This is a genomic window from Photobacterium lutimaris, from assembly GCF_003025555.1.
Lineage (GTDB): Bacteria > Pseudomonadota > Gammaproteobacteria > Enterobacterales > Vibrionaceae > Photobacterium > Photobacterium lutimaris.
In genome coordinates, this window is sequence record NZ_PYMH01000016.1 from 87,079 (window position 1) to 111,877 (window position 24,799).

The following is a 24,799-nucleotide window of genomic DNA, read 5'->3' on the forward strand; positions in this document are numbered from 1 at the left end:
CAAAATTTAATAAATAAAGATTGAACGATAATCAGCGCATTTATGAAAATATTATAACAATATTTTGTGTGTGATATTGCTCAATATTTTATATCTATTACTACCTTAATCTTTAATTCAAGACAGGGAAGCGAGAAGTAATAAATAGCTTCCTCATCGTTATTTATTTTGGGATTGAAAGGTGGTCATACATGATCCAAGCATTTATAAAAAAAGGTTCTTTTCAGGATTCAGTGAGCCTGATGCTGATATCAAGGCAATTAAGTAATGGCAGTGATGTCGAAGAAGTGTCTGTAATGATGGGGACACCTGCCAATAAGTCCTTGCTGGAGTCAACAGGATTATGGCACCCGCTGTTTGACGATGCGACACCAAACGATATATGTGTCGCGATTAGGCCAACGGCTGATAGTGGCGATGTATCAGAAGAGATCGCGCAGCAATTAAATGATGCCCTTGCATCGGTTGCGCAGGCTTCTGCAGGAGGGCAACGGCTTGAAGTGGTTCGTCGCTGGCAAACCGCACTGGTAAAACAGCCGGAGGCCAATTTGGCTTTAATCTCAGTGGCTGGAGATTATGCCGCCGATTTAGCTGACGAGGCACTAAATCATGATCTCAATGTGATGATGTTTTCAGACAATGTGTCGGTTGAATCGGAAGTTGCGTTGAAAAAGAAAGCGGCTAAAAAAGGACTGCTGGTTATGGGGCCTGACTGCGGTACCGCCATGGTGGCGGGCTCTCCACTCGCTTTTGCTAACGTATTACCGAAAGGGCCAATAAGCATTGTCGGCGCTTCAGGTACCGGTATTCAGGAGCTTGCTTCGCAAGTTTGTTTGGCCGGCCAGGGGATCACACATGCACTTGGTTTAGGCGGTCGTGACTTGTCGGCGGAAGTTGGTGGTGCAAGTGCATTGAGCGCACTGAGAATGATGGAGAGTGACCAGGAAACTGAAGTTGTTGCGTTTGTTTCTAAACCCCCGGCACCGGAAGTTGAGCTAGTTGTTATTCAAGCAATGAAGGAAATGAGTAAACCCGTTGTCGCTCTATTTCTGGGTACACGCCAAGATAAACCTCGCGATGGCAATGTCTTTTTTGCCAACAGCCTTGCTGAAGCCGGTAGGCTTGCTGCGATGTTAGCCAACGTCCGTCAATACGTTCCAGGGTGCAACCACACTGTCGGTAAAAATATTCTTGGTCTGTATACCGGTGGTACGCTGGCTGCTGAGGCGGCGATGCTTACTGCGGAGCAGTTAGGCCTCAAAGTCGATGATGCCCATCACCAAGGTGTCATGCTTAACGATGGCGGTCATCTCATCATCGACCTCGGTGATGATCATTATACGGTGGGACGTCCTCACCCGATGATCGACCCCACAACCCGTACCTTAGAAATCGAGAAACGTGCTGTTGAAGAAAGTGTTGGCGTCCTACTGCTTGATGTTGTGATCGGTTATGGCGCGACAGCAGATCCAGCCGCAGCTCTTATAGACGCGGTTGAAAGTGTGAAATCCAAGCGGCAAAGCCCACTGCATGTTATTGCGACAGTGACGGGTACCCAAGACGATCCTCAGCAACGCTCGAAGCAAATTGACACGCTAGTTGATGCAGGGGTCGCCGTCGTTAGCACGCTGGAAGAGGCCGTGCTGTTATCAGAAGCGTTAATTACACAACAAGGAATAGAGGCTGTTAATGAACGACCTTCTTTACTGGATGGGGTCAAGGTGGTGAATGCAGGTTTGCGTAGCTTTGCTGATGATTTGCAATCTGCGTCTACGCCTGTTGTGCATTATCAGTGGGCCCCCATCGCGGGCGGAAACTCAAAATTAGCCAGTCTTTTAAAGCAAATGCAATAGGGAAGCAAAGATATGTATTCATCAATTAATGAAGCCAACACCGCCGTACTGGAAAAAGTGAAATCAGCGCGTCCATTTTGGGTTGATGTCGCCTCTGCGGGGGAAGTGATCTCGTGGTTGGCTGAAGGTAAACATTTACTGCATGCAGGCCCTCAGATCCAATGGGAAGAAATGACTGGGCCGATGCAAGGCGCCTGTGTCAGTGCTTGTTTATACGAAGGTTGGGCAACATCAGACACCGATGCTATGACTATGCTTGCGAGCGGTGAGGTTAAATTCAGTCCTTGCCATCACCATAATGCTGTCGGTCCTATGGGTGGCATTACATCAGCAAACATGCCAGTGATTGTGGTTGAAAATAAAGCCGACGGTAATTTCGCTTACTGCAATATGAATGAAGGTATCGGTAAAGTAATGCGCTTTGGCGCTTACGGTGACGAGGTCCAGCAACGTCTGCATTGGATGCGTGAAGAGTTGATGCCGGTGCTAAAAGATACGCTGAAACATACCGATGGTGGGGTTGATTTAGGGGCTATCATGGCTCAAGGCATTACCATGGGGGATGAATTTCACCAACGTAACATCGCTACCTCCTCATTACTATTGAGAACGCTTGCGCCGAGTATTGCCGCTGTCGATACCAGCAAGGATGTGATGAAGAGGGTATTTAACTTCCTCAGTATTACCGATCAATTCTTCCTCAATTTGGCAATGGCATTTTGTAAGTGTGCAATGGATGCTGGTGCGACGGTAAAGGCCGGCTCTATTGTTACCGCAATGACACGTAATGGTAAGGATTTTGGTATTCGAGTCAGTGGGCTAGGCGACCAATGGTTTACTGCGCCAGTCAACACACCTGAAGGTTTGTATTTCACCGGTTACTCCCAAGAGCAGGCAAATACAGATGTTGGTGATAGTGCCATTACTGAAACTTACGGTGTCGGTGGCGCTGCGATGGTCGCTGCACCAGGCGTTACTCGCTTTGTCGGTGTTGGCGGCGTTGATGTTGCGTTGGATGTTTCTGAAGAAATGTCTGAGATCTTTGTCGAGCAAAACTCTTTGCTACAAATTCCTTCTTGGAATTTCCAGGGGGCATGCTTGGGACTCGACGTACGACATGTGGTTGAAACTGGGATTACACCTGTTATCAATACAGGCATTGCCCACAAGGAAGCCGGTATTGGGCAAATTGGGGCTGGTACGGTAAGGGCACCATTAGCATGTTTTGAAAAAGCCTTAGAAGCCTTGGCTCAAGAGATGGGCTTTGAGGCCAAGTAAATCATGTGGAGGCGGCCTGATGGCTGCCTTGATCAAGCCGAGGATGAAATGATCAATGAAGCGTTAGCCTACAGTTTATCAGCGCCGTCTAAGCAAGGTGAATTGCGTTTTGCTGGCAGCGGCAGTAAGGCGATTAATTTTCTGACTGAAGATAACAAGGTCTTGACCCTACACCGCAGCGATGCGGGGATGAGCCCCTCTGGCTGGTCAGTATCAGCCCAGGTGTTTAATCAACTCAGTACATTAGTACCGGCGACAGGCAATATTCGTTTGGTTAGTCATGGCATGATAGTTAACGATTTACATCTGCGAAAGGGGGGAAATGGAGTATGGCTAAAAGCGTTGGGGGGATCCTCTATTTCCTTGGTGGCGCTGACGGATTTCCTGAGTAAACAAGAAAAGGAAACGGGGTTATATGGCTCATTGTTGGAAATTATAAAGGACGAAGATAAGACATCTTTTTATCCAATATTGGCTCAGCTGTACCAATGGTTTGATGGGAAAACACCATGCTGGAAAGGTATTGTTGGGGCGGGGCCAGGATTAACGCCTAGCCATGATGATATGTTGGTTGGCATGTTAGCCTGCGCTTATAGCCAACACGACTTAAAAGAAAAAGCGCATAAGTTGTTGCCCCTATCGTTAGATCTAGATTATTGGACAACATCAGTGAGTGCTGGCTATCTAGAACAAGCAAGAAACGGCTATTTTTCAGTAGCATTACTAGACCTAATAAACGCCAGTCCGAATAATTTTAGTTACTATGCTTCCCGGCTTCTAGAGCATGGCCACTATTCTGGTGCTGATACATTACTGGGAATATGGTTGTTCTTAAACTTACAAAAAGTCATAAACACTATATAAAACCTTTTAATGATTATTTACAGATAAACAGAAAAAATCATGAAGTTTAATTGAGTGTTTATAGATCACAAAATAATATATTTCTTAAGCTACTATAGGTTTATAAAGAAATAAAATAAACCTATTAGCCCGTGAAATTAAATATTTATCATGGAGTACATTATGAATCTTTCAAGTGAGCAGCTTCATCAGTTAATTAAAAATAAAATCAAACAAGCCGGTTTATCTGATGAACATGCTGATATTGTTGCAGATGTCCTTGTTTTTGCAGATGAGCGTGGCGTGCACTCACATGGTGCTGTTCGGGTTGAGTATTATTCTGAGCGCATATCGAAAGGAGGTATAAACGCGAATCCTCAATTTACTTACGAAGAAACAGGCCCCTGTAGTGCACTTTACGATGGTGATAATGGTGCTGGCCATGTCATTGCAAAGAACGCCATGGATAAAGCAGTTGATATGGCAAAGTCGAAAGGTGTCGCTGTTATTGGTGTGAAGCGGATGAGCCATAGTGGTGCATTGGGCTATTTTACCAAATACGCAGCTGAGCAGGGCTTTATTGCGATTTCAATGTGCCAATCAGATCCTATGGTTGTCCCATTCGGTGGTAGTGAGGTTTACTATGGTACGAACCCAATCGCTTTTTCAGCGCCTGGCCCTGATGGTAAGACAATTAACTTTGATATGGCGACCACAATACAGGCTTGGGGTAAGGTGCTGGATGCACGATCTCGTAACCAATCAATTCCTGATACTTGGGCGGTAGATAGCACAGGAAACCCGACCTCTGACCCTCATGCTGTGCGAGCACTATTACCTATTGCTGGACCTAAGGGATACGGTCTGATGATGATGGTTGATATTCTTTCTGGCGTGATGCTGGGTCTGCCTTTCGGTAAAAACGTCAGTTCAATGTACGATGATTTAACGGAAGGGCGAAATTTAGGACAGTTACATATTGTGATTAACCCCGAATTTTTCACAACAAAAGAATACTTCATTGAATCGATTTCTCAAACTATGCAGGAATTAGGTGATATTCGTCCAGCCCCAGGCTTTGATAAGGTATTATATCCAGGTCAAAATAGTGATCTAATTGAAGCAAAATCAAAAGAAAATGGAATAGACATTATCGATGATGTTTATGAGTATTTGCGTTCGGATAAAATATACATCAACTCCTACGATCATAAATCTGCATTTAATGGGTAAGCAGAAAAAATAATACAAAAAAGAACTCTCATTAAGCACCTGTACCGTTATGAACAGCCTGTCATAAATACATATTTTGAAACAAAATAAGGAATGAAAAGATGGAGCTATTAAAAACAAAGGTAGAAGAAACGTCGAAAAAAATCACTCAATATGGTTACCAAGAAGGGGCGGGTATGACGCGTCTACTGTACACTGAAGAGTGGTTATCAGCACAAAATACTTTCTTAGATTTATTTGAAAAAAGCGGCTTGCAGGCTTATTCAGATGATGTGGGCAATATATACGGACGCTTGGAAGGCACTGAGTTTCCGGATCAGGTGATTATGTCTGGTTCGCATATTGATACTGTCGTAAATGGCGGTAATCTCGATGGTCAGTTTGGGATTGAGGCTGCTTTTATTGCCATGCAATACTTAAAAGATAAGCATGGTTCGCCAAAGCGGACTCTTGAAGTCGTTTCTTTGGCTGAAGAAGAAGGCAGCCGCTTCCCTTATGTATTCTGGGGAAGTAAGAACATTGTCGGGATTGCTGATAATGATGCAGTGAAAGATTTGACCGATAACAAGGGTGTCAACTTTGTTGAAGCAATGAAAAAGTGCGGTTTTGACTTTGCAACAGATCGTACAGTCAGAAAAGATATCAAAGCGTTTGTCGAATTGCATATTGAGCAAGGCAAAGTGCTAGAAACTGAGGGTAAGCAACTAGGTGTCGTCACCAGTATTGCTGGTCAGCGTCGCTACAATATTACCCTCAAAGGTGAAGCCAATCATGCAGGAACGACACCGATGGGCTACCGTAAAGATACGGTCTATGCTTTCAGCAAAATTTGTAGTCAATCGATTGATAAAGCAAAAGCTGTCGGTGATCCGTTGGTATTGACCTTCGGTAAAGTTTCTCCTAAGCCAAATACCGTTAATGTGGTGCCGGGTGATATTGTATTCAGCATGGATTGTCGCCATACCGATAAGGAGCAACTACTAAGCTTCAGCGATCAGATCATTGCCGACATGAAGCAAATTTGTGCCGAGATGGACATTGAAATCGATGTTGATCTGTTTATGGACGAAGAACCTATCCCGATGGATCCAACATTGGTCGATCTCATTGATACGACGTTTGAGTCGCAAGGTAAGAATTATATGCGAATGCACAGTGGTGCGGGACATGACTCGCAGATCTTCGCCCCTCGCATTCCTACAGGAATGATCTTTATTCCGAGTATTGCTGGTATTAGTCATAACCCGGCAGAAAAAACCAACCTTGATGATCTTACCGTTGGTGTCGAAGCACTGATCAACGTGCTTTATGAACTAGCTTACAAATAATACACGGAAATTAATATGGAAATTAATAATCAGTCCGGTGTTGAATACTGGAAAAAACTTGTCGTAATACTTTGCTTTGGTTGGGTAGCCATTTGGATTTATCGAACGGTACTTACGCCGATTTATCCTGAAATTCAGTCTGCTCTTGGTGATATTAGTGATACACAGATAGGTCTTATTGCCACATTTTACTTTGCAGCTTATTGTGGTGGTCAAATACCGGCTTCTATTGTTGTTGAAAAAATGGGGCAGAAACTGACGCTGCTATGCGGTTTCAGTTTATTTACTGTCGGTACACTGGTTATTGCCAATGCGCCTTCAATCAATATGGTATACGCTGGTTCATTGCTGTCTGGATTGGGTTGTGCTTCTTTTTTCTGCTCTGCATACTCATTGTCTGGCGAATATGTCCCCCCCGAGCGCCGTGCATTTGCTTCTGCAATCGTGAACAGTGGCTCAGCGGTTGGTATGGGGATCGGCCTTATTGGATCCAGTGTTCTGGTTAAGAACATGGGGATGGCATGGAATAACGTACTCTATATTTCTGCGGCTATCATTTTCGTCATGCTTATTATATTCGCAATGATGATCAAACCCCATAAAAAGGCACAGGCCTCAGTCGAGTCCAAAAAAGAAGACTCAGTGTCCACAGAGGTCGATCAGCAAGGCTCTTCTTTACTTAGCCCGGAACTGATTGCGGTATATTTCCTATATTTCTGTACGTGTTATGGCTACTACATGATTGTAACTTGGCTACCGAGTTACTTACAGACAGAGCGTGGGTTTGAAGGTGTTGCGATTGGTGGAGCATCTGCTCTGGTCGCCATGGTCGCTGTTCCTGGCGCGCTGTTCTTTAGCTCGCTGGCAGATAAGTTTAAGTCGCAAATGATTAAGTTGGTTGTCGCGCTGGAAATTGCCGGTGGCCTAATGCTGGCCTTTACGGTGCTATCCCCGAACACCACGGCTTTGATGATTAGCCTGGTTGTTTATGGATTCCTCGGCAAGATGGCTCTAGACCCTATTCTGATCTCTTATGTGACAGAGCGTGCACCGAAAATAAGAATGGCACGAGCTCTGGCTATCTTTAACTTATCAGGTATGTCGTCGTCAATTATAGCTCCACCGTTGACAGGCTTTATCTCAGATATAACAGGCTCTAAAGCCATTGGCTTCTATCTTTCTGCGGGATTGTTGGTTGCTGGGGCATTATTCTTCATTATTATTAACTTGAGGGCAAGGACTAAGCCAGAAGTGCAAACCGCCTAATCCTAAGCATAACGGAAAAAGCCAGCTAACATTGTTAGCTGGCTTTTTTTGTGTTTTATTTATTTTTAGATTTAATCAGTATGGCGTGATTATAAATTTGTCTATAAATAGATAAGCAGGTTTTTAATTAGTGAATATTTGAATAAGGATCTCATTGTTAAAATTGTAAAAGCAGATTAAATAATCATGCTGTGATCAACAAAATAATAAAAATATTGTTTTTTGTGTGGTTCCTTTCGAATACAAACATAACACCTCGCTGTATAGTTTTCCAGACAAAACGAATTGCTATCCAATAATAAGGGAAACACAATGAGTGATATAACAAAGGAATTAATCGATGAATATCGATCTCGGGGGTATAACAGTGATTTATTACCTAAGCCGACAGAAAAGAGAACATGGCGAGCATTAAATTATTTCACGCTATGGCAGGGATCGGTGCATAACGTACCTAATTACGTCGCTGTTGGTGGGTTTTTTATGCTTGGTCTTAGCACCGCCGGTATTATGGCCGCAATTTTGTTAAGTGGTGCTGTTATTGCGTTGGCAATGATCCTCAATGGTGCGCCGGGGTCAAAATACGGAATCCCTTTTTCTATGCTCCTTCGGGCTTCATACGGGGTTAAAGGCGCACTGTTTCCTGGGGTCCTGCGTGGCGGTATTGCTGCGATTATGTGGTTTGGCTTACAAAACTACGCAGGCTCTATCGCTTTACTCATTATTATTGCCAAGATTTGGCCCGAGTTTCTCACGATTGGTGGAGACTGGTCCTTGTTCGGTATCTCCGCTCCAGGGCTGATTGCCTTTCTCGCGTTTTGGGTCATCAATATGCTTATTGGCCTCGGTGGAGGCGCTATCCTTAATCGCTTTACAGCCATCCTTAATCCTTGTATCTACCTAGTCTTCGGTGGGATGGCTATTTGGGCAGTATATTTGGTGGGCTTTGAAAGTATACTCGCTTATGTTCCGGCTAAGGTACAACAGCAGGATGCTGGTTTCTTTGAGTTCCTCATTGTGATCAATGCGATTGTTGCTGTGTGGGCTGCGCCAGCAGTGAGTGCTTCAGATTTCACTCAAAATGCGCGTAGTTTTCGTGATCAAGCAGTAGGTCAGCTTAGTGGCCTAATGGTCGCCTACCTGTTGTTCGCTATTTCAAGTGTTTGCGTACTGGCCGGCGCCAGTATCCATTTTGAAACCGATACCTGGAATGTGCTAGACATTATCGCCAAATGGGACAGCTTATTTTTGGTGATCTTTGCCGGTACGGTTGTCTTGATGACGACGATATCAACCAATGCGACGGGTAATATTATTCCTGCCGGCTACCAGCTTGTAGCTGTATTCCCTCGCCTTACTTATCGTCAAGGTGTCATGATCGCCGGGGTGATCAGTGTGATTATCTGTCCGTGGAAACTGATGGAAAGTCAGGAAAGTATTTTCCTATTCCTCAATACCATCGGAGGTATCCTTGGCCCAGTGATTGGGGTAATGCTTGGGCACTACTTCATTATTATGAAGCAGAGAATAAAATTGGATTCACTATACGTATCCGAAGATAGTTTTAATTACTACAAAAATGGCGTCAATTTTATCGCGTTCTACGCCACGATCTTTGCCTGCATACTCTCCTTAGGGGGCCAGTATATTCCGTCGTTAAGTGCTTTAAATAGTGTGTCTTGGTTCACCGGCGTAATTGTTGCCTTTGTGACTTATGTTGGCTTGATGAAACTTGATGAAAAACGTAATCCAGGTCTTTACCTTTCGTTCCGATAATCCGAAGTATTTATTTAAAAATAGTTTAAATTAAACCAATAAAATGGAGTGAAACATGTCCTACGATAAAATTATTAAAAACGGTACCGTTATTCTAGAAAATGAAGCGATTAAAACAGATGTCGCAATAAAAGACGGTATGATTGCCGCGATTGGCAGTAACTTGGGAGTGGCATCTGAGTATATTGATGCCATTGGCTTAATCGTGGCACCAGGCATGGTTGATGGTCATGTTCATATCACCGATCCTGGCGGCCCTCGCAGCGAGTGGGAGGGTTATGAAACGGCAACGAAGGCAGCGGCAAAAGGTGGTGTTACTACCTGTGTTGAAATGCCATTGAATCAGGTACCTGCCACTATTGACCGTGAAACATTGCATATTAAGTATGAAGCAGGTAGGGGGAGACTGACGGTTGATGTTGCCTCGTTGGGTGGCCTTGTACCGCATAATATTGATCGCTTGGATGAATTGGCCGAAGAAGGCGTGGTTGGCTATAAATGCTTTGTATCGACTTGCGGTAATCCAGATCCGACGTCGGGTGACTTCTGTAACGTCAATAATTACCAGCTCTATGAAGGTATGACTGAGCTAGCTCGTTTGGGCAAGATATTACTAATGCATGCTGAAAATGCAGAGATCTGTGATGGTTTAGGTAAAAAAGCGGTGGCAGAAGGGCGCCTTACCGCGAAAGACTACATCGCCTCCCGTCCTGTTTTTACTGAGGTTGAAGCTGTTCGCCGGGCGATTTATCTGGCGAAGGAAACCGGTTGTAAGCTCCACCTTTGTCATTTGAGTAGCCCTGAAGCGATCGAGGAAGTCACTAAGGCTCGTAATGAAGGCCAAGATGTGACCTGTGAATCGTGTGGCCATTATTTTGCCCTTGATGATAATCAGTTTGAAGAAATCGGGACCAAGGCCAAGTGCTCTCCTCCGATCCGTGACAAGGATAACCAAGATCGTATGTGGGCTAAGTTGCTAAACGGTGAGATTGATTTCATTACATCCGATCACTCGCCATGCACGCCAGACCTAAAAGAAGGCGGTATCTTCGATGCGTGGGGGGGGATATCTTCACTGCAAAATAGTGTTGATATTATGTTTGATGAAGGGGTGCAGAAGCGTGGTATGGCTTTGACACAGTTCGCTAAACTGATGGCTTCCAACCCCGCAGATCTCTTTGGTTTAGAGCATAAAGGGCGAATTGCGATTGGTAAAGATGCAGATATCGTAATGATCAAACCAGACTCATCCTATGTACTAACCGCAGACGATCTGGAATATCGTAATAAATTCAGTGCTTATGAAGGCCGTAATATTGGTGCGCAAGTTGCCAAGACACTGCTTAGAGGTCAAGTTATCTATGATCTTGATATTGGTGTTGTTAACCCATTCCAAGGTGACTTTGTTACAGTGTAAGCGATTGTTGAAAGAGTCATAATCAAAGGGCAGCCATAGGCTGCCTTTTTTATTGGTTCGCGATAAGTGGATGCTACAAACGTGAAATAAACTAGAGTGAGAGAGCAGGGTCGATAAAAAGGCAAGAGAGAGAATTCTCTACAAGGTAGATATGGGGTCTTACCTATCAAGCATTCACATTTACAAACTATGTTTATATAAGGTTTTTATCCACGGTTGTGAGGACAAGGTTAATACTTGAGCATTGAGCATTGAGCATTGAGCATTGAGCATTGAGCATTGAGCATTGAGCATTGAGCATTGAGCATTGATTTTTCCACTATGCGTTGTTGATATAAAAAGAACGATAGAATGATAATCAACTTTAGAAGGGCTACTTAAAGGTTAAGTTTTGGGAGCTGCTTTTACTGTTAATATCCATAGAAGTAGGCGATAAAAACAGTAGAAATAAGAAATAGTAAAGCCAGCAAATAAGGATTTGCTGGCTTTCATGATTAGAGCTGATTTAAAGTTATTAACTACTTATACTTGTACGTATTCTGCTTTTTTATTGTCGTTGTATACGTCTCGGTCAAACTCCCCCAATTTGTCAGAAACAAGCATGCCAATCATGACATCAACTGTATTGTTCAGTAATGTTCGGAACATACCAGAGAACCAGTCAATACCGATAAGAATAGCGACACTTTCCAATGGTAGCCCCATAGAGCTGGCTAGGAAGGTATAAACGATAATCATACCACCAGGTACGACAATGGTGCCCATACACATCAACACAGATAGCAGGATAGCCATCCCCATCTGGAACGGTTCAAGGACAATACCTGTCGCCTGACTCATGAAGAAGATAGCCAAGACGTAACACATTACAGCACCATTGGCATTCATCGACATAGTAATAGGGCCTGTGAAGTCAGCAACTTTTCGGCTAACACCAAACTTCGTCACTGAGTCTTCCATTTTAGTCGGAAGGCAAATTGCTGAAGATGTCGTTGTCATTGACATAATGGACAGCTTGGCAAATTTCTTCGGCATTTTAAAAGGGTTTACTTTTGTGAGCATCGCTGTCATCGGGCCATACATTAGCAATAGAATAATATCGCCGATTGCCAGAGCGCCTAAGAACTTAAGCATAGGGATAATGACTTTAAAGCCGATAGCACCAGAAACATTGGCTAATAAGCAGAATATACCAATCGGAGCCAGCTTCATTACCATCTTGATGATATTCATAATGACAGCATTAAAACTGACGATAAATTCAGTAATAACTTTATTCCCCGTAGTGCGGGAATATGATCCCATTGCGAGTCCAAAAATAACGGCAAAGACAATACAAGGTATCATTGCGCCACTGGACATGGAGTCAACAATATTGGTAGAAAAGAAACCGAGTATTGTATCTTTTATCGATGCGTCGGGGGTTGCGACTGCCGCTGCCGCGCCTTCAATGATTATTCCTTCCCCGGGTTTAATTGTTACGGCGAGGAATAATCCGACGAAGGCCGAAACAATAGTCATTGATACTATCCATTTGAATGTGTGCAGACTCATCTTTCCTGCACCTTTACTATCAACGTTTCCGATTGCTGCGGATACAGCTGTCATTACTAGCAGTACGACAGACATCTGGATTAATCGGATGAATATATCACCAATGAATTTTATATTCTCAGCCCATGGTCCGACAAATGCACCAAAGGCTATCCCTACTACAGTAGCAATAAGTATTTGATTTGTTAATGATATTGATAGCTTGGGCTTAGGGCTGTTCTCAGCCATACTAATTGACATGTTCGTTCCCTCATTTCAGTTAAATTCCTGATATTAAGGTCTGCAAATGCTTTAGCTCACCATTCAGTGATAAGCATTACAACGGCGCCTGACCTCTTCTATATCGACTCATCTATCTCATTTCTATTGTGTATCTGGTTGCGATATAGCATAGGTAAAATTGGATTGTTTTTATTTGAACGTGATTAGATAAAGGTGAAAAGTTAAATTGTTTTATGAAAGGCAGCGAGATCTTTAGAAATGTTTAAATGTTATTGACGGGTATTGGTGGTTTTTTACTTCCATCTTTTTGTAGATGAAAATTTCAAAAAGATGGAAGTATAATATCAGCTAAAAAATAAAATTAATATTCCGGCAACTCAAATTGCTCCGAAATTTTAAGGATTTCGTTATCCGAACAATGGGCGATATCTTCCATTACCTCACGGGTGAGGTGCGGGCAGAACAGTTCAATGAAATCCAACATGTATTTTTGCAAGAACAGGTTGCGGCTATAGCACAGCCATGCATCACAAGCCGGAATGATATCGTTCAGCGGGATGCTGACCAGGTTATCATCAATGACATCCTGAGCAGCGACTTGGGCAATAATGCCGATACCGTAACCCAGGTTCACATACTTCTTAATCACCTCGACATCCATTACCGTCATGAAGTAATACGGCGTGATCTCTTTTTCCTTGAAGGCCTTGTCTTGCGATGAGCGTCCGGTAGATCCCGGTTCATAGCTGATCAGCGGATAAGCCCCGATTTTCTCGATGGAGATATCGCGGTCTTTAGCCAGAGGGTGATCTTTGGGCACAATCAGGCTCAGGTTCCATTTGTAGGCGGGCAGTATGATGATGTCTTTTTCACGTTCGACGTTTTGCGCCAGTATCGAGAAGTCAGACTGGCCACGCTTTAGGATATGACCGTATTTGTCGAGCTGTGACGTACCAATGTGGAATTTGATTTTCGGGTAGCGCTTAACGAATCGCTCTACCGCTTCAGGAAGCAGGTAGCGGGCAATGGTATTGGTGGTATAAATGTTCAAAAAGCCTTCTTCTGGCTTGATGTGATCGCGAACAATCGTTTTGATACGGCTCTCTTTTTCCAGCATATCGATCGCCTCTTCGATGATCTGCTTGCCGATAGGCGTGACCGTACTGATGGATTTGCCTTTGCGCTCAAAAATTTTGACGCCCAATTCTGATTCAAGCAGCCTGATCTGCTTGCTGACACCCGGCTGGGTGGTAAAGAGGGAATTGGCAGCAACCGAGATATTTAGGTTGTTGTCTATTACCGCCTTGAGGTAACGCAGTTGCTGTAATTTCATTGCTCTCTCATCATATTCGCAATATTTTCATACCCTTGATTGTGCCTGAATTAACAGAAATCATATATAACAAGTGGTAATAATATATTCACTTTCCTTTCGCTGATAGGGGGCGTCTTATGAAGAATCTTTTCTGCGTCGACTATACTGCTGAGGTTTAGTTTTCTTGTCTGCGACTCATTTATCGTCGCAGCGGTGGCGATAAGCTCTTACTTTGCATAGGCCGTCAGTATCGTATCCAAGAGGGAAAACCATTAATGTGGGTTTTAATGGTGTCGGTGCCATGTTATTGGATGGTACCGACACAAGAACGGAGTTACACAAAGCTGAAGGACGCAGAATAGGCGGCGTAGAAGGAGTTTGCTGCCGCCCTCATCTTAAGCTCACTTCAGTTGAGCGATGAAATGGCTGCTGTGTGCAGCCATTTCTCATTTTCTATTTTAGTGGCTTCTTGATATCACCCAAGTAGCCTTGCAGTCACCACAGCTGATTTCAGCATCGCTGATGCTCTTGTTGATGATTTGGGTGTTTTCAGAGTCACATTCTGGGCAATGGGTTCTGGTTGGTGGGCAATTTAGTTCAACACAATGATTCTGGTTGTCCTTAGCTTTAACCATTGGCTGTTTGCAATCTGGGCACAACATGAATAACACTCCTTATATCTTTAACTGACTTCTTGTCAGCTTTGCTGTTATGCGTTTTTATTTCCCTGTTTCTTGTAGCACAAAAATTGTGCCAACATGGCAGAAATAAAAGACATGCACTGTAATATCACCGTTGTGATGGTGTGACCAGTCTGTCGGCTGAATTGTTGGTGGTTTGTTGATCGTCATCATGAATAGGCAAAAACAGTGAATAATTTTGCGAACTATTTGCTGTATATGTAATTCACATGCAGTAATTCTGTCACCATACGGTTTTTTCCTTGTCTCTATATCGTCAAGTGGTTGAAATGTTTTGCCTATATGTCTACCTCAACGGCTTCAAGCTACCGCGTGCTCTCTCTTGCCAAATCTGGCTCATTACTGTTTTCTAACATGATTTTCCGCGCGGTATTACGTAGTGCCAGGGTTGCCTGCCAATCACTTCCTTCTGGGTGAATAGGGGGGCTGATAATGACTTCAATATCTCCCTTGCGGGGAAAGAGTGATTTATCCCTTAAAATGGAGCGGGTGCCTTTAAGGGTAATGGGCAAGATGGGGAGCTGTTTTTCGACCGCGATCTGAAATGCGCCGAGATGGAACTCATGCAGGCCAGCCATTCGATATAACGTCCCTTCGGGGAAAATAGTCAGCGGCCATGGACTGTCGGCAAAGGCGGCTAACTGCCTGCTATCGGAGAGGCTTTTCTGGGTATCGAAACGATCGACAAAATGGGTGCCTAATTTATTGAGGAAAGCACGAGCAAAAAAGTTGCCTTTAAGCTCGGCTTTGGCAACAAACTGATGCTCTTTACCCGTCGCAGCCAGCAGCACAAGTCCGTCTAGGTAACTGGCATGGTTAGCGATAACCAGATATGGCGAGTCATCGTTAGGGAGGTGTTCGATGCCCTCTATCGTTAGCTTGGTACCTGTTAGCTTGATGAGTGAGCGGGCGCCCCAGCGAGCGACTGACCAGCAGGCTGATTTCGCCGGTAAGAGCGTGACCAGTAGCCAAACCGGTGGCGTTAATAGTGCCATGATAAGCCACATATAGCAGGCAAAGCCCCAGTCGGCAGCAAGTCGTTTGAAGCGTATGAATGCAGGTTTAGCGCTAGACAAGAATAAACGGGTTGCTTGCCACCATACCGCTCGTTGTGGGGCATTGAGCTTGTTTTCCTCAAACAATGTTTTACATGCTGAGCGGCGGATTTTGCCACTGGAGGTTTTGGGTACGGTATGGGGAGGGCAGAGTTCTACCACGTCTGTGGGGATCCCGAGCAGATTGAATGACAGATTTTGTATCTCATCCCTTAGCCGCTGTTTCTTGTGTGCATCTTCAAGTTTGGTTTCGGCCAATACGACCAGTTGCTCGGTGCCCGTTTTGGGATTGGCACTGGCAAACACCGCAATACAGCCTTTCCGAACCCCCGCTAGCTGGCTTACGGCCGATTCCAGCTCTTGCGGGTAGATGTTACGGCCAGCTTTGATAATGATGTCCTTGATCCGGCCGGTGAGAAATAGCTCGCCTTCCATGGTCAGGCCGCGATCACCGGTTCTGAGCCATTCATCATGGTATAGCCCAGCGGTCTTGTCCGGAGAGCGATAGTAACCCGACGTTGATGAAGGGCCTTTGAATTCCAATTCGCCTTCTTGGTGTTCGGGTAACTCTCGCCCTTGGCTATCGACGATACGGATCTGGTGCCCTGGTAATGGGTGACCTAACCCGATCAGTGGAATACTGTGTTCGAGCAGCTCGTTGATATTGTTTGTTTGCCCATACTCAATGGGGCCTGTTTCGATACTGACCGCTTTTCCGGTGTTCATCATGGTTTGCCTTTCTACCCACTCCACCCGAGGCTTGCGGGTATTGAGAGGGAAGGTTAACCCAACAGAGGACTCTGCCAGCCCATACACCGGGTTCATGGCTTCTGGGGCGAAACCATATTTTTGATAACGGCGGCTGAAAGCATCTATAGTGGTCGGGCTGATGGGTTCGGCACCGTTCCAGCAATGCCTTACCGAGGAGAGGTCGAGCCCGTCCAGATCGTCATCGGCAATTTTGCTGACACATAACTCATAGGCAAAGTTGGGGGCGGCGGTTAGCGTTCCCCGATGGTGGTGAAGCGCCCACAACCAGCGTTTGGGCTGGGTCAGGAAGTTGAGTGGCGACATAATAACCAAAGGGATAGCATGATAAAGGCTACCAAACCAAGCGCCAATTAACCCCATGTCATGGTAGACCGGCAACCAACTGACAAATACATCATCGGACGTTGCGCCGACAGCTTTGCCCATCGCCCGGACATTGGCAAGCAAGTTGGCATGGGTGAGTTTCACCCCTTTGGGGACGCCAGTACTGCCCGATGTGTATTGCAAGAAGGCTATCTCGTCAGGTTGAGCTTGCCCTGTTGGATGATGCTCGGAAGAGCTGGACTCCGCGCTGAGGGAGTCGATCTCTTCTGTCGTGACAATATGTTCCAATGCTGGCACATGAAGCTTGAGCAGAGTCGATAGCCCTTTGGCTTGTTCAACGGTGATCAGTAATTTTGTCTCGGCATTTTGCAGTATTTTACTGTGCCTAACCAAGTGATCTTCAATTTGCGACGGCCTTGCTGGTGGATAAATCGGCACCGGGATCGCCCTCGAGAATAAAATCCCGAAGAAGCAATAGAAATAGGCATTGCAGGTAGGCAGCATGATCGCCACGGTATCGCCGGGACCGATACCGAGATCTTGCAGGTGACTGGCGATGAGCTTTGCCTGCTGATAGAGAGTTTGGTAACTGATGGACTCGACATTGACCGCATCTTGATACACATACAGGTGCGGCCGATCACCATGTTGTTCGACATGCCAGTGCAGCAGCTCCTGCAATGTCTCGACGTGGTCGGGATAAATAGATGCAGAAGGCAACTCAATTTTATCAGCCGAGGCCTTGATAGCCGTTGGGTGCTGTTCGGCATTGAAGATGGCATTGAGTAAGTCACGGGGGGTTTCGATTTCTGCCAGTGTCTGTGTTGGTAGCGTGATGGTAAATTGCTGCTCGGTGCGTTGGATTAATTCGGCTCTGGCTAAGCTGTCGAGACCCAGATCTTGGTCAAGTGTGCTATCGAGGTAGACGGAACTGCTATCGAAACTGTCAGGGTTAATTTCGATCGCTAACTCTGTTACCAAGCCAAGTAATGAATGGGCAGCCTGTTTGGGATCGGAGTAGGGTGGTTTGGTTGGGTTTTCCATGGGCTACCCCTTTTTTATTATGATGGGTAAAGTGTAGCCAAACTCCGTATTATTGCTGTTAAATGTATGAAAAAGTGTGGTTATGTGCACATTGGGTATCGATGTTCATACGTTATGGCAAAGCCCACCGATACTGTCTCGGTGGGCAGAGCAAGCACGCGATGATCTATGCGTTTTGCGCAATCTGGCTCAGCATAGTCCTGTTTGCGTCGAGCCATTGAGAAAAGCTTTGTGGCTGGCGACCTGTCAGCATCTCGAACTCTTGGCTGGTACCATCGGAAAATGCGCTGAAATCAGGGCAAATCATCAGAATACTACCCGAGTTGCATGGTGTTACAGTGTCGCTTTATACGGTCTATCAGCACAAGGCGTTAATGCCGCGCAAAGTCAGGGCGCTTATCGATTTTTTCAAACTACCCCCCTTATCGTCGTTGATATAAAGCTACGTAGTCCGCCATAGGAATCGCTTTCTTGAAATTGGCTGTTTTGTGATTGTCCTCAAGTCTATACGCCTTGCTATGGACTAGTTTTTAAGCAATTGATGTCTGCTTTATAAGTCAGGTGCGAGGTAAGTATTGTCCTAGCCGCCTCATTGACATCTCGCATTAGAAGGATCTCGATAACATACTCAGAGGGACAAACACATGATTGTTATATTTGTGCATGGATGGAGCGTTACGGATACCAATACATATGGCCTCTTACCAGAAGCTATTGCGAAGCAAGCGAGCCACTATGGGCTTGATGTCGATATAAAACATGTTTGGCTGGGGCGATATATCAGTTTTGATGATACGGTGAATATGACCGATATCATACGTGCATTCGATCAGGCCCTACATGACCTGATCCCGACTGGTGACGATATTGCTGCGTTTTCCTGTATTACGCATTCAACCGGTGGGCCTGTCGTGCGCGAGTGGCTGGATCGCTACTATGGCAGTGACAATCTGGACCAAAGCCCGTTGCGCCATCTGATCATGTTGGCGCCAGCTAACCATGGGTCACCACTGGCAGCACTCGGCAAGCAGAGAGTAGGTAGAATAAAAGCCTGGTTTGATGGTATCGAACCGGGGCAGTTGATACTCGACTGGTTATCTTTGGGTAGTCAGCAGCAAATCGATTTGTCCAGCGCCTACCTTCACTATAAGCCTGCAGTGAATGGCTTTTACCCCTTTGTTTTGACAGGGCAATCCATTGATAAGAAGTTCTACGACTTTGTGAATAGTTATCTGGCAGAGTCAGGTTCTGACGGGGTGGTAAGGGTTTCTGGGGCCAATATGAACTTCAGTATGGTGAGGTTTGTTGAATCCGGAACGGCAGATACGGTTGCCCATATGTCGGATGAACTTAATGTTAGTTTGCTGAAACTGGTTGACGGGGTTAAGCGTCCAGAAACCGTCCCGCTGGGCGTGATCCCAAATGCCAGCCACTCGGGTAAGCAAAAGGGGATCATGCGCAGTGTCGTTAGCGCGACGTCGACAAAACCACAACTCGCTGAAATCCTAAAGTGTCTGCAAGTGGATTCTGAGGCCGACTATCAGATACGCCAGCAGGCGCTAGCGACATTGACTCAACAAACGCAACAGCGCAGTCATCGGTATATGAATTTGGTTTTTATCGTCAAAGATGACCAAGGTGAACCTGTTACCGATTACGATCTTGTTTTGTTGGGCGGCCAAGACCGCGATCCGAACAAACTGTCCAAAGGCTTTTTCGTCGACCGCCAGAAAAATGCGGCTAGCCCCAACCATCTGGTCTATTACATAGACCACGACGTGATAAGCAAGAGTCAGCTTACGGGCTTTAGGGTTATTGCTAGGCCAAATCAAGGTTTCACTTATTATCACGCTGTCGAGTACCGTGTTGAAACTGCAGATATTGATGCGTTCTTAAAGCCAAATGAGACGTTATATCTAGAGGTGGTGCTTCACCGTCGCGTTGACCAAGCGGTTTTTCTTTTTGACGAGGCGAGTGAGCCGCAGATGCATAAGGAAGGTAAGCTTTTCAAAACGGAAACACGGCATGACTTCAAAGGGCAGAAACCGATTAATAAGCCGGTTAAGTGAACCGGCTTCGCTAGGTTATATCCACAAATACAAACTGAAGACGGATAGGCTTTAAGTATGAAAAGGATTTTGAATGTTGCGTTGCTTGTTATTGTTTCGGGCTGTGCCAGCGATCCGGTGACGACAACCCAAGTGCCGGAGCAATTGTGTGTCGGGAGTACCGTGATCAGTGCTGAACTGAGTGACAAATTCGAATTGGTACGAGATCCGGCATTGCTATCCCAGGCTCTCGGTGAAGCGCTGGCGGGTAAGTTATGTCAGGGAGCGGTTTATCAAAGTACTCAGGAAGTGACTATCTATCGGGCCTGGAATAGTACCAACCCCCATAGCCAGTTTGGTCAATGGTGGTCATTTACCCGTCCGGCCGGTCAGGTATCGGAATATAGGAAAGACTATGAAATTTGCTATCAATGGTCGCCGCTCGACAAGCTAGCAGAATGCACGTTGAAGCCCGGAACAAAGGTCGTCGTTGGTAATGGCCAGAGTGCCTGGTGTTCGGAATATTTGAGCTATCCAGTTTCGGATAAGCAGCAGGTCTATATTACCGATGCGTCCGATTCGGCAATGAAATGTCAGAGCTATGACGGCGTAATCAGTTGGGAGCATGACGTAGCCCAATAGATTAAGTTACGCAGTGGCAGTGGCCAAGCAAAGCAAGAATGTGATCCAATCCATAGATTGTATGTTTTTCGACCGTTTTTTTTGACGTAGAACAAATCTGTTTGGGATTAAGTTGGCATTCTCGCATTAGCGATCACTTAATTAAGTAACCGCTAATGTAAGGAGGCGCTAAAATGGCTAGGAAACCATTCTCGATACGCTGTCGGGCTGTATTAGGCTCGGTTCTTTTGCTTCTGCCTCTCTGGGTTGCTGCCTCGACTGCCGACCACCGCGCGTTCGAACAACTTTACGGGCCCTTCGAACGTGCTGAGCAAGTCACCAAAGCCTGCCTCGATTGCCATACTGAAGCCGGCGAACAGTTACAGCAATCTACACACTGGACGTGGCAACATGGTCGAGGGAGTACAGGTACTGTTTATGGTAAGACAGAAGTGATCAATAACTTCTGTATATCGACAGCTTCCAACGAACCGAGGTGCACCAGTTGCCATGCCGGCTATGGCTGGAAGGATGATAGCTTTGACTTCACCAAGCAAGAAAGCGTCGACTGTCTGATCTGTCACGAGCAGTCTGGGCAGTATCGCAAATTTCCCACAGATGCCGGTCACCCCAACTATGTAGCGAAGGAATGGCCCAAGGGCTCAGGCAAGATGTTGCCTGCGGTTGACTTAGCCGTGGCTGCCCAAAGTGTCGCTACCCCGGAAATCGAAAACTGCGGCGCTTGTCACTTTTTCGGCGGGGGCGGTGACTCGGTCAAACATGGTGACATGGACTCAACCCTCTTTAGCGCCTCACCAGAGCTGGATGTCCATTTATCCGAAGAGGGCGCTAACCTGAAGTGCCAGGACTGCCATACCACCAGCAATCACCAAACCAAGGGATCGCGCTATGCCATGCAGGCAAAAGATACATCCGGTATCGATATTCCCGGCCACAGTGATTTCAGCCGGGCAAGTTGCGAGTCTTGCCATGGGATGGAGCCGCACCAAGGCTCCCGTAATGCTATTCGCCTCAACCAGCATGTCGAAAACATCGCTTGCCAAACCTGCCACATTCCTGAGTTCGCCCGTGAGAAAGCCACCAAAACGGTCTGGGACTGGTCAAGCGCGGGGGATAAAAGCCGCCCTGTTACCAAAGACCAATGGGGCAACGTGACTTATACCCCGAAAAAAGGCGATTTTGTTTGGGAAATGAATGTGGTGCCAGAGTATGTGTGCTTTAACGGCGAGATGGACTATACCGTTGTCGGTGAGAAAATCACGGCAAATGATGCAGGCATTATTGCGTTAACCACCCCACAGGGGCGGTGTAGTGATGACGATTCACGGGTCTGGCCGTTTAAGGTAATGAAAGGCAAACAACCCTACGATAGCGAAAACCAAATTATGGTCACGCCATATCTCTTTGGTAAAGACAAAGCCGCATACTGGAAGAGCTACGATTGGGATGCTTCAGCACAAGCAGGCATGAAGGCCAGTGGAGAAGTGTTCAGTGGCAAGCTTGAGTTTATCAATACCGAATACCACTTCCCAATTACCCATATGGTTGCCCCCGCTGAAAAAGCGCTGGAGTGCCAGGCGTGCCATAGCCAGGATGGCCGGCTGTTTAAATTGGCGGGCTTCTATCTTCCCGGCCAGTCCGACCCCTTCAAGGGCAGTCATTACCTCTGGTGGCTGGTGGCGTTGACGCTCGGAGCCGTGTGTATTCACGCTATTTTGCGCGTGATCGTTCCCAACGGACAAGACAAGGAGTGAGTTATGCGTCAGATGATTTATAAACGTTTTGAGCGGTTCTGGCATTGGTCACAAAGCTTGTTGATGCTGGTCATGCTGGTAACGGGTTTCGAAATCCACGGCACCTTTAGCTGGCTTGGTTTCGAACAGGCCTTGCAGTGGCATGAGGTTGGGGCCGTGGCATTGATCATTCTTTGGGTGTTTGCCATTTTCTGGCATTTCACCACGGGGGAGTGGAAGCAATATATTCCGACGACAGAGAAGCTGGTGGCGGTGATCCGTTACTACAGTAAGGATATCTTCTTTGCCAAGCCTCACCCCTATAAAGTGACACCAGATCGCAAGCACAATCCCTTACAGCGATTTTCCTACTTGGGGTTCAAACTGCTGTTGGCTCCTGTCATTTGGATAACCGGCTTAATGTTGCTGGCCTATCCGTTCGGCCTGCAGGTGCTCTCTCTGCCAACGCTGTCGGCCCTGCACCTGCTGTCGGCTTTTCTTATCCTGGTCTTTCTCATCGTGCATGTGTATATGACCACCACAGGTGATACGCCGTTGAGCCACATTAAAACCATGATCACCGGTTACGAAGAGCACCAAGATCCAGACGTGGATGAGCAAACCCTGCCATCGGAAAAGAACACTTAAGCGCTTACTGAGTCGCAACGACTGGCACGTTCAAATTCGAGTGCGTGCCAGCTTATCCAAACAAATTAATAAATAAGGCCGAGAGTCGCCCTCTCCTAAAAAGACACCAGCGGTCGCATATTTACAGAAAATCAGCCTCAAAAATGGAATGTTAAATCTGATAAAAGTGAATAAGGTTTCACTTTTGTTTTGTTTTTATGCGGGCTATATTTCCCATGTGACCGCTATTGCACATGTCGCGCCAATGTAATACTTCATATCAAATAAGAATTTTATTATGAAATTTGCACCCAAAATGATTGTGGTGTCGGGATAGAGCAGTGTTACATCAAGTCAAATGGTGATCTGAGCTACTGCCCGATCCTTGGGCCTGCTCACAGCTTATTGACATCAAACTCGTGAGCTAAATGAAATGGAGTTAATACCATGGAAATAGGTTATATCACCGCGATGTTCTTGTTCGCCATCACAACAACCGTCACCCCTGGGCCGAACAATATAATCATTGCAACCTCAGGCGTTAACTTCGGCATTTTTAGGAGTTTCCCTCTTTTACTTGGCATATGCATTGGCTTCTCGACCATGGTATTCCTCGTCAGCTTGGGGTTTGGCGAAATACTACTGCGCTACTCAGAGCTATACCTTGCGATCAAGATCGTTGGGGTATTCTATTTAGTGTACCTCGCTTGGCAAATTGCTCGCTCAAAGCACAGTACTTTAGATACCAGTTCAGCCGAGCCTCTTTCATTTTGGCAAGGATTTTTCTTTCAATGGGTTAATGCAAAAGCTTGGATTGTTGCCACCAGTGCGATCGCAGCCTTTACAACACTAGATAGTCTCCTGCTCTCAAGCAGTATTACACTCTCGCTTGTGTTTTTAGTCACAGCCCTTCCTTCTGTTGGGGTGTGGTTGCTGTTTGGCACCGCCATTCATCGTTTTTTAAACAAAGAGATACACCTTTCATTATTTAATTATCTGATGGCAACTTTACTGCTGTGCTCGGTCATCCCGACACTCATTGAGCTTCTAAATACACAGGGCTAGCCGTTATAGCCATCACTTTGTGTGGTATGAAAGGAATCTCCCCCCGACAAGACACCAATCTGATTCTGATTTGTCTTTAAGCCTGGAGTGATTAGGTTAACCAAAGTAGGGGGGGGAACTATTTATCAATGGCTTGAACCAAGTTGCTATTGGCAAGTAGATGAATTTTTTGAGATCACAGTACTTGTTCAGCAGTCACCAGTGGTACACGAAGAGATACTGCGTTTAGAGCGATATCGTGAATCATTTTATCCACGGTAGTACAGCAATCGATCACAATTGATACTTTGTACTTCTCAGCGGATTTCGACATTGCAGTATGTGTCACGCAGTTTTGCGTCATCATGCCACATATTAGTAGCTCATCAATGCCGTATTTTTTGAGTGTTTTATCTAGAAGGGTTTTTTCAAAACTGTCTGCAAAGGTTTTCACCACCACCTCAGAATTTGGATCTATAGCCATGATTTCAGGATGAATTTCCGCCCCTTTGGTGCCGTCGCAAAAAAATGGCGCTATTCCTTTCGCGGGATCGGCAATATGCTGAATATGAATCACAGGAATGTTTTGCGAGTTTGCTTTATCAATCGCCGTTTTGATGTTGTTCAGCGTTTGCGTTGTATTCCAAAGTGGAAACTTTCCCCCAGGGAAATAGTCATTTTGTAAATCGATAACAAGGAGTGCTTTTAGACTCATTTTAATTCTC

Annotated in this window: 18 protein-coding genes; 13 read left to right on the forward strand and 5 right to left on the reverse strand. The window is 45.6% G+C overall.

Going from position 1 to position 24,799, the window contains the following annotated elements; genetic code table 11:
* Positions 1–191: 191 nt before the first annotated feature.
* The 8 genes from fdrA to allB all read left to right on the forward strand — a co-directional run bounded on the left by fdrA (position 192) and on the right by allB (position 10,994).
* On the forward strand, positions 192–1,853 hold the full coding sequence (fdrA, locus tag C9I99_RS23530) for an acyl-CoA synthetase FdrA (protein WP_107351265.1): 1,662 nt from the start codon (positions 192–194) through the stop codon (positions 1,851–1,853).
* A gap of 12 nt (positions 1,854–1,865) precedes the next feature.
* Positions 1,866–3,131, forward strand: coding sequence for a YlbE family protein (locus C9I99_RS23535; RefSeq protein WP_107351266.1), 1,266 nt, complete (start codon positions 1,866–1,868; stop codon positions 3,129–3,131).
* A gap of 48 nt (positions 3,132–3,179) precedes the next feature.
* Positions 3,180–3,995: an oxamate carbamoyltransferase subunit AllH family protein gene (locus C9I99_RS23540; protein WP_166645400.1), complete on the forward strand. Its 816-nt coding sequence runs from the start codon at positions 3,180–3,182 to the stop codon at positions 3,993–3,995.
* 162 nt (positions 3,996–4,157) lie between these two features.
* Positions 4,158–5,207, forward strand: coding sequence for an ureidoglycolate dehydrogenase (gene allD, locus C9I99_RS23545; RefSeq protein WP_107351268.1), 1,050 nt, complete (start codon positions 4,158–4,160; stop codon positions 5,205–5,207).
* Between the two features lie 101 nt (positions 5,208–5,308).
* Complete coding sequence (gene allC / locus C9I99_RS23550) at positions 5,309–6,535, forward strand: allantoate deiminase (RefSeq protein WP_107351269.1); 1,227 nt, start codon at positions 5,309–5,311, stop codon at positions 6,533–6,535.
* 15 nt (positions 6,536–6,550) lie between these two features.
* Positions 6,551–7,801 (forward strand): MFS transporter, encoded by a 1,251-nt coding sequence (locus C9I99_RS23555; protein WP_107351270.1) that lies wholly within the window; start codon positions 6,551–6,553, stop codon positions 7,799–7,801.
* Positions 7,802–8,113: 312 nt separating this feature from the next.
* On the forward strand, positions 8,114–9,577 hold the full coding sequence (locus C9I99_RS23560; protein ID WP_107351271.1) for an allantoin transporter: 1,464 nt from the start codon (positions 8,114–8,116) through the stop codon (positions 9,575–9,577).
* A gap of 55 nt (positions 9,578–9,632) precedes the next feature.
* Entirely contained in the window at positions 9,633–10,994 is a 1,362-nt protein-coding gene (gene allB, locus C9I99_RS23565; protein WP_107351272.1) for an allantoinase AllB, read from the forward strand.
* A 522-nt stretch (positions 10,995–11,516) separates the two neighbouring features.
* Here allB and C9I99_RS23570 read toward each other — a convergent pair.
* The 4 genes from C9I99_RS23570 to C9I99_RS27260 all read right to left on the reverse strand — a co-directional run bounded on the left by C9I99_RS23570 (position 11,517) and on the right by C9I99_RS27260 (position 18,287).
* Positions 11,517–12,788 carry a dicarboxylate/amino acid:cation symporter gene (locus C9I99_RS23570; RefSeq protein WP_208113375.1) on the reverse strand — a complete coding sequence of 424 codons (1,272 nt, stop codon included), beginning with the start codon at positions 12,786–12,788 and terminating at the stop codon, positions 11,517–11,519.
* 343 nt (positions 12,789–13,131) lie between these two features.
* The gene (locus C9I99_RS23575; protein ID WP_107351273.1) at positions 13,132–14,103 is read right to left on the reverse strand and encodes a LysR substrate-binding domain-containing protein; all 972 of its coding nucleotides are present in this window, start codon (positions 14,101–14,103) and stop codon (positions 13,132–13,134) included.
* A 988-nt stretch (positions 14,104–15,091) separates the two neighbouring features.
* Entirely contained in the window at positions 15,092–17,980 is a 2,889-nt protein-coding gene (locus C9I99_RS23585; RefSeq protein WP_107351275.1) for an AMP-binding protein, read from the reverse strand.
* A 166-nt stretch (positions 17,981–18,146) separates the two neighbouring features.
* On the reverse strand, positions 18,147–18,287 hold the full coding sequence (locus tag C9I99_RS27260) for a hypothetical protein (RefSeq protein WP_166645401.1): 141 nt from the start codon (positions 18,285–18,287) through the stop codon (positions 18,147–18,149).
* A 337-nt stretch (positions 18,288–18,624) separates the two neighbouring features.
* Between C9I99_RS27260 and C9I99_RS23590 the strand changes: the two genes are divergently transcribed.
* The 5 genes from C9I99_RS23590 (at position 18,625) to C9I99_RS23610 (ending at position 24,095) form a co-directional block, all read left to right on the forward strand.
* On the forward strand, positions 18,625–20,049 hold the full coding sequence (locus C9I99_RS23590; RefSeq protein WP_208113376.1) for an esterase/lipase family protein: 1,425 nt from the start codon (positions 18,625–18,627) through the stop codon (positions 20,047–20,049).
* Between the two features lie 57 nt (positions 20,050–20,106).
* The gene (locus C9I99_RS23595; protein WP_107351276.1) at positions 20,107–20,670 is read left to right on the forward strand and encodes a hypothetical protein; all 564 of its coding nucleotides are present in this window, start codon (positions 20,107–20,109) and stop codon (positions 20,668–20,670) included.
* Positions 20,671–20,843: 173 nt separating this feature from the next.
* Positions 20,844–22,424: a tetrathionate reductase family octaheme c-type cytochrome gene (locus C9I99_RS23600; protein WP_107351277.1), complete on the forward strand. Its 1,581-nt coding sequence runs from the start codon at positions 20,844–20,846 to the stop codon at positions 22,422–22,424.
* A gap of 3 nt (positions 22,425–22,427) precedes the next feature.
* Positions 22,428–23,051, forward strand: a complete 624-nt coding sequence (locus C9I99_RS23605; RefSeq protein ID WP_107351278.1) for a cytochrome b/b6 domain-containing protein — start codon at positions 22,428–22,430, stop codon at positions 23,049–23,051.
* Between the two features lie 426 nt (positions 23,052–23,477).
* Positions 23,478–24,095, forward strand: coding sequence for a LysE family translocator (locus tag C9I99_RS23610; RefSeq protein ID WP_243734403.1), 618 nt, complete (start codon positions 23,478–23,480; stop codon positions 24,093–24,095).
* Between the two features lie 175 nt (positions 24,096–24,270).
* On the opposite strand, the gene C9I99_RS23615 is transcribed toward C9I99_RS23610, so the two are convergent.
* A complete protein-coding gene (locus C9I99_RS23615) occupies positions 24,271–24,789 on the reverse strand; it encodes a cysteine hydrolase family protein (RefSeq protein WP_107351279.1) in 519 nt (172 codons plus the stop codon).
* Positions 24,790–24,799: the final 10 nt, after the last annotated feature.

Excerpts from the sequence above, each read along its gene's own strand:
- C9I99_RS23605 (WP_107351278.1), top strand. The coding sequence starts at position 22,428 with ATGCGTCAGATGATTTATAAACGTTTTGAGCGGTTCTGGCATTGGTCA.
- C9I99_RS23575 (WP_107351273.1), bottom strand. The coding sequence starts at position 14,103 with ATGAAATTACAGCAACTGCGTTACCTCAAGGCGGTAATAGACAACAAC.
- C9I99_RS23570 (WP_208113375.1), bottom strand. The coding sequence starts at position 12,788 with ATGTCAATTAGTATGGCTGAGAACAGCCCTAAGCCCAAGCTATCAATA.
- C9I99_RS27260 (WP_166645401.1), bottom strand. The coding sequence starts at position 18,287 with ATGATTTGCCCTGATTTCAGCGCATTTTCCGATGGTACCAGCCAAGAG.
- C9I99_RS23615 (WP_107351279.1), bottom strand. The coding sequence starts at position 24,789 with ATGAGTCTAAAAGCACTCCTTGTTATCGATTTACAAAATGACTATTTC.
- fdrA (WP_107351265.1), top strand. The coding sequence starts at position 192 with ATGATCCAAGCATTTATAAAAAAAGGTTCTTTTCAGGATTCAGTGAGC.
- allC (WP_107351269.1), top strand. The coding sequence starts at position 5,309 with ATGGAGCTATTAAAAACAAAGGTAGAAGAAACGTCGAAAAAAATCACT.
- C9I99_RS23610 (WP_243734403.1), top strand. The coding sequence starts at position 23,478 with ATGGAAATAGGTTATATCACCGCGATGTTCTTGTTCGCCATCACAACA.
- C9I99_RS23600 (WP_107351277.1), top strand. The coding sequence starts at position 20,844 with ATGGCTAGGAAACCATTCTCGATACGCTGTCGGGCTGTATTAGGCTCG.
- allB (WP_107351272.1), top strand. The coding sequence starts at position 9,633 with ATGTCCTACGATAAAATTATTAAAAACGGTACCGTTATTCTAGAAAAT.
- C9I99_RS23560 (WP_107351271.1), top strand. The coding sequence starts at position 8,114 with ATGAGTGATATAACAAAGGAATTAATCGATGAATATCGATCTCGGGGG.
- C9I99_RS23590 (WP_208113376.1), top strand. The coding sequence starts at position 18,625 with ATGATTGTTATATTTGTGCATGGATGGAGCGTTACGGATACCAATACA.
- C9I99_RS23585 (WP_107351275.1), bottom strand. The coding sequence starts at position 17,980 with ATGGAAAACCCAACCAAACCACCCTACTCCGATCCCAAACAGGCTGCC.
- C9I99_RS23555 (WP_107351270.1), top strand. The coding sequence starts at position 6,551 with ATGGAAATTAATAATCAGTCCGGTGTTGAATACTGGAAAAAACTTGTC.
- C9I99_RS23595 (WP_107351276.1), top strand. The coding sequence starts at position 20,107 with ATGAAAAGGATTTTGAATGTTGCGTTGCTTGTTATTGTTTCGGGCTGT.
- C9I99_RS23535 (WP_107351266.1), top strand. The coding sequence starts at position 1,866 with ATGTATTCATCAATTAATGAAGCCAACACCGCCGTACTGGAAAAAGTG.
- C9I99_RS23540 (WP_166645400.1), top strand. The coding sequence starts at position 3,180 with ATGATCAATGAAGCGTTAGCCTACAGTTTATCAGCGCCGTCTAAGCAA.
- allD (WP_107351268.1), top strand. The coding sequence starts at position 4,158 with ATGAATCTTTCAAGTGAGCAGCTTCATCAGTTAATTAAAAATAAAATC.